The sequence below is a fragment of the Mycobacterium sp. genome, assembly GCF_040509115.1.
Classification (GTDB): domain Bacteria; phylum Actinomycetota; class Actinomycetes; order Mycobacteriales; family Mycobacteriaceae; genus Mycobacterium.
This window is the reverse complement of sequence record NZ_JBEVLO010000406.1, coordinates 1-4,393: the sequence shown is the minus strand read 5'-3', so window position 1 is coordinate 4,393 and position 4,393 is coordinate 1. Positions and strand designations below refer to the sequence as shown.

Annotated in this window: 3 protein-coding genes; all 3 read right to left on the bottom strand. The window is 64.7% G+C overall.

The genetic code is table 11. The features are described 5' to 3' along the window. Window positions 1–180 precede the first annotated feature (180 nt). Window positions 181–795 (bottom strand): ferritin-like domain-containing protein, encoded by a 615-nt coding sequence (locus tag ABW137_RS28090; protein ID WP_526404884.1) that lies wholly within the window; start codon window positions 793–795, stop codon window positions 181–183. 743 nt (window positions 796–1,538) lie between these two features. Further along, window positions 1,539–2,345 carry an alpha/beta fold hydrolase gene (locus ABW137_RS28085; protein WP_526404882.1) on the bottom strand — a complete coding sequence of 269 codons (807 nt, stop codon included), beginning with the start codon at window positions 2,343–2,345 and terminating at the stop codon, window positions 1,539–1,541. Between the two features lie 507 nt (window positions 2,346–2,852). Next, window positions 2,853–4,190, bottom strand: a complete 1,338-nt coding sequence (locus ABW137_RS28080; protein WP_526404880.1) for a catalase family protein — start codon at window positions 4,188–4,190, stop codon at window positions 2,853–2,855. Window positions 4,191–4,393: the final 203 nt, after the last annotated feature.

Here is a 4,393-nt window from a genome sequence, read left to right as displayed (position 1 = left end):
GGAGCAGACTCGCCAGAAAAACAGGCAGCCTCCTATCGACCCCTACCAGTCTTGCAGACTAACAGTGGTGCTTCCCGGAAGCGGACACTCGATGGTCGCCCGGCAACTTCGGCTCGACGTGCGAATGGAAGCTGATGGCGGCAGACCCGGCGTAAGAGCTACGCTTCGTCCGCCCACCCCTCAGCGTCGCTTGGGTCGCCCCGCATCCAAAAGAGCAACCGCGGCCAAAACACCGCCAAGCGCCAGACCGACCGTGAGGTTGGGGTGCATGGCCGCCGTGGTGGCGAGCGCGGTCTCGCCCGGATAGCGGGTCGACGTGCGGCGTGCCAGCAGGTGATCGTAAAGCTGCGTGAATGCGCGATCAATCGCGCGGGTCTCGACGAGCGTGCGATCCAAGAGCTTGACGGCTTTGGCATGTCCGAGCGCGTGTGCGGCCCTCCGCAGCGTGCCATACCGGGCGATGTAGAAATGCGCCGCGACTTGACCGTACTCGATGTTGATGAGGTCGCGGTCGGCGGCATCCCCATGCTTGGCTATTTCCGCTTCGTTGAGATCGCAGATGCCCTGCATGGCGGGATCGTTTCTGGGGTCGGGCCTGACGCCGATCGAGTCGAAAACCTCGTCCAACCGCTCTAGCTGAACGATGTTCTGTTTCGATCCGGCCTCCAGCATCTGTTTCAGCTTCGGCAGCGTCGCCGTCTTGTTGTTGCGCGTCGCCTGCGCCGCCCCCTGCCGATGCGCTCCGTGGAGAAGGTCTAACCCTCCCTCGAAAAGTCGCCGGTTCCCTGACATCATTCCTCACCTCGTGTTCGCCGTCTTGAACTCAGAGTCTGTCTGGCAACTCTGGCCGCCCTCGTCGTTCGGTTGATGCGATCGACTGCGGTATCCAACGCAGTAAGCGCCCGGGTCGGCCTCAAGATCCGTCTCGGCCTTCTGCAGGCGGCAGGTATCTACGGGCGCCGACTGGAACTGGGGCGCCGACACGCGGTTTCGGCGGTCGCTCAAGAAATACCCGAAAACCCACCTGTGTGATGGCCAGGACATGCCCGCCACACAATCCACACGGCTTGAAGCGCTTGCTCGCCAGCGATGTCTGTATTTTCAACTGCTCATTTCACATCCGTCAGGCAGCTTTCCGTCGGACCCGGTCGCTCGGGATCGTACAGTTTGCCCGAAAGCAGACCTTCCGAATTACCGAGTCGGTCGTGGGCGGAAACGTTCGGTAGCCGATCCCCTTTGGGACACATGGGGAATGCCCGGAGCGCGAGTTCAGATGGTCCGTTGTCGAGCCTGGAAACGGCAAGGCTAATTAAAGCGGTCGTTCGCGGGATGGGCCATGTGAAGCGCAACCAGAGCAGGTCAGCGCGATCAGCGCAGCCTCGAAATGCCGCGCTCTAGGTTGGCTTTGAAGCGCTGCTTCATTCCCGCGGCGATAAAAGAGCGGACCATGGACCGGATCCCGAGCGGATGCGGCAAGCTCGGCCGATATGCTTGACGATCCGGGGATGACCGCAGGCTCTGGGGTGCAAGAAGCCCTTTCAAGGCGCATCCTCCCCGACCGTTTCAAGGATCACGCGCGCCGTCTCGGCAGGCTGATCCCAATGCGGGAAGTGGCTGCAGCGTTCGAACCAGTGCAGCCGGGCCGACGGGAAGGCTACCTGGGCGCGTGCAGCCTGGCGTGGCAGCAGCAGGTGGTCCTGGCGGCCCCAGCCGATGGTGACCCGGCCAGGCGTCTCTGCCGAGCCCTGCTGCAACGGTCCGCGTGCCAGCTCGCGCAGCATCGCATCGAACACCGGTGTGGCCGCCAGGCTCCGCAGCTCCTCTTCGACAAGCTGCGGTGGTAGCACCCACGGACGGGCCGACAGTTGGGCCAGCAACACCGTACGGGTGACGGCATGGCGCGACAGGCCGGGATGGAAGGGCCGCAGCAGCCGCACCAGGCGTATCGATGCCGCGAGCGTCCAGTGTAACCAGCGCGTTTCCCACCCGCGCCAGAAACCGCCGGGATCGAGCGCCACGCAGTGCCGACCGATGCCCCGCCGCGCCAGCTCCAGCACCAGCCGGCCCCCCACCGAACTGCCGACAAGGTCCGCCGTCGTCAGGCCATGGGACTGCACGAAGCCGGCTAAGGCGTCTGCATAAGCCTCCACCGTCTGCCGGCCCGCGAGCGGGGCCGATTTGCCATGTCCCGGCAGGTCGACCAAGATCAGTTCGCGCGAGGCGCGCAATGCGCTCAAGAGCGGATCCCAGGTGCGGAGATTGGCCCCCAGCCCGTGGACAATCAGTAGCGGCCGGCCCGTGCCGAGGCGTTCGAAATGTAGGGACATGACGGCATTGTCCTTCAATTTTCGCCCTGCAATACGAACACTGGTCCGTCGCAGATTTCGTCAGGCCGAGAGTGCCAGTCAGGTCCGCGGGCCGCTCATATCGGACGCATCGAGGTCGAGTGACCCGCCGCGGCATTCGGTGAACCCGCATAGGCGATCAGAACATGAACCCAGGGCCGCGCTGGCGCTTGCCGAGCCAGCATGGTCGTGCGCGGTCCGTGCGATCACGCCGGCTCCAAACGGTCGACGGACGGAGACTTGACGGCACGGAGCCATCCAGCCCCCGTGAACGTCTCACCATCGTCATCAGGGCTTTGCGATCGGCTCCCTGATCCGGAACCTGAGGGCTTCGATCACGACTGTCTACGTCAGGATGGCGCCGCCGCGGTCGATGTGCGTGTTGCACACCACCGCATCGTCGGTTCAATCGGAGACGGAGGTGTCCTCGAACTCACAGGCGTGCGCCCGGGCGACATCAATCAGCATGTCGCCCCCCCTGGCTGGCCGATGTCGGTCATGTCGTGCCTAGGCCGGAACGTGATCAATGCTCGCGGTATCCTCGGACGCTACGCCATTCTTACTATGGCGGAAATCGCTCAGCGCCTGGTAGACCCGAAGCCGTGCGCGCATCACGGAACCAAGCGGCCGGTGAGCCGCAAGGCTGTGGGCAGGACGGAAGGTCATCACCTCGTCGAAGTAGCGCACGCGGGCCGCGCTGTAGGCATCCTGGCGGGGCAGCCGCAGCGTCGCGACCGTACGGTAGGGGCTGATGGAGACCGGCCAGTCGACCGAGGCATCCTCGATGGGTTGGCTCTCGGCGTCGGCCCAAAGCTGGGCCCTCAACTCGAACACCGCCTCGTGGTCGCGGAAGAAGGCGACCGTGGCATGGCGGAAGCCGTCCTCGTCCTGATGCGGATCGAGCCGCCACTCGGATAGGGCACGCTGGCTGTCCGTCGCCGGAACGACCCCGAGCTTGGCCACGTAATCGCCGTAGCGGACCGGCGCCTGGCTGAAGTAGCTGTCGGCGAGGGGGTGGCTGTAGGGATGGCCGAAGAAGTCGGCCAGCGCGCTCTCCGTCCCGAAGGCGTGCAGCGCGCGATTGAGGTTGCGCATCGTCGACGAGACCGCGCTCTTCACCCCTTCCGGCAACCCCGTGGACTTCCCGATGACGGTGCCGTCCCGCAGGAAGCCGGCCGCTGTGCCCGAGGGAAACGTGGTGCCCGTCGCGAGTACGAAGTCCTGGGTGTCGACGGCGTGGCCGGGCAGCTTCTCGCCGGGCACGTCGAACACCTTGATGGACATGCCGCGGTGGGTCGAGACCCGGTCGCCCAGGGTCTCGCCAGGCCCTTGCGCGAAGCGTACCGCCACGGGGTGAGTTCCGGGCGTGGCGAACAGCCCTTGGGCCAGTTCGGGCGGCAGGCCGGCGGCAATCATCAACTCGCCGGTGACGCACGCAGAGCTCTTCGCGTGGCTGGCACGCACGGCATGGTGCTCGCGTGCCTCGACGGTCTCCGATTGCTGCGTCATGCCGTTGATGATGCCGTCAATCGTCTTCTGCTCGTCCGGATCGGGCTTCTCGACGTCGGGTGCGTATCGAAGGTAGGTCATGTTCTTCCTCACAGGGATCGGGGAGCCGAGCCAGCCCGTCGTGTCGAAGCCGTGACCGAATACCGTCGTCACGCCCTTGGGCGGGTCGGCCTCGGTCGAGGACATCGCCATCAGCGGCGTGTCGAAGGTCGAGACGCTGCCCCAGTAAAGGGCCGGGTGGGCGTTGAAGATCTGCAGGCCACTCATCACCAGGACCAGGAGGCAGACCGCGTTCACCCAGTGCGTGATGCGGATGACGACGGGATGCCGGAACATCCATCAGCGACGCTCGACCTAATCAGTCTCTGGCGCTGATCGGGTGAGATAGGTTCGGGCCAAGCGGTCATCCTTGAAATCGTGGCCTGCAGGGCGGAGATCCCTTCATCGGGACCTCCGGGACTGTCAGGCGCTTGAAATCACATACCGCGGTTCATCATCCGCTTCTTCATCATGCGGCGCTTCATCATTTGCTTCCGCAT

Bases quoted from the DNA above. Each gene is read 5' to 3' on its own strand.
- ABW137_RS28090 (WP_526404884.1), bottom strand. From the start codon at position 795: ATGATGTCAGGGAACCGGCGACTTTTCGAGGGAGGGTTAGACCTTCTC.
- ABW137_RS28080 (WP_526404880.1), bottom strand. From the start codon at position 4,190: ATGTTCCGGCATCCCGTCGTCATCCGCATCACGCACTGGGTGAACGCG.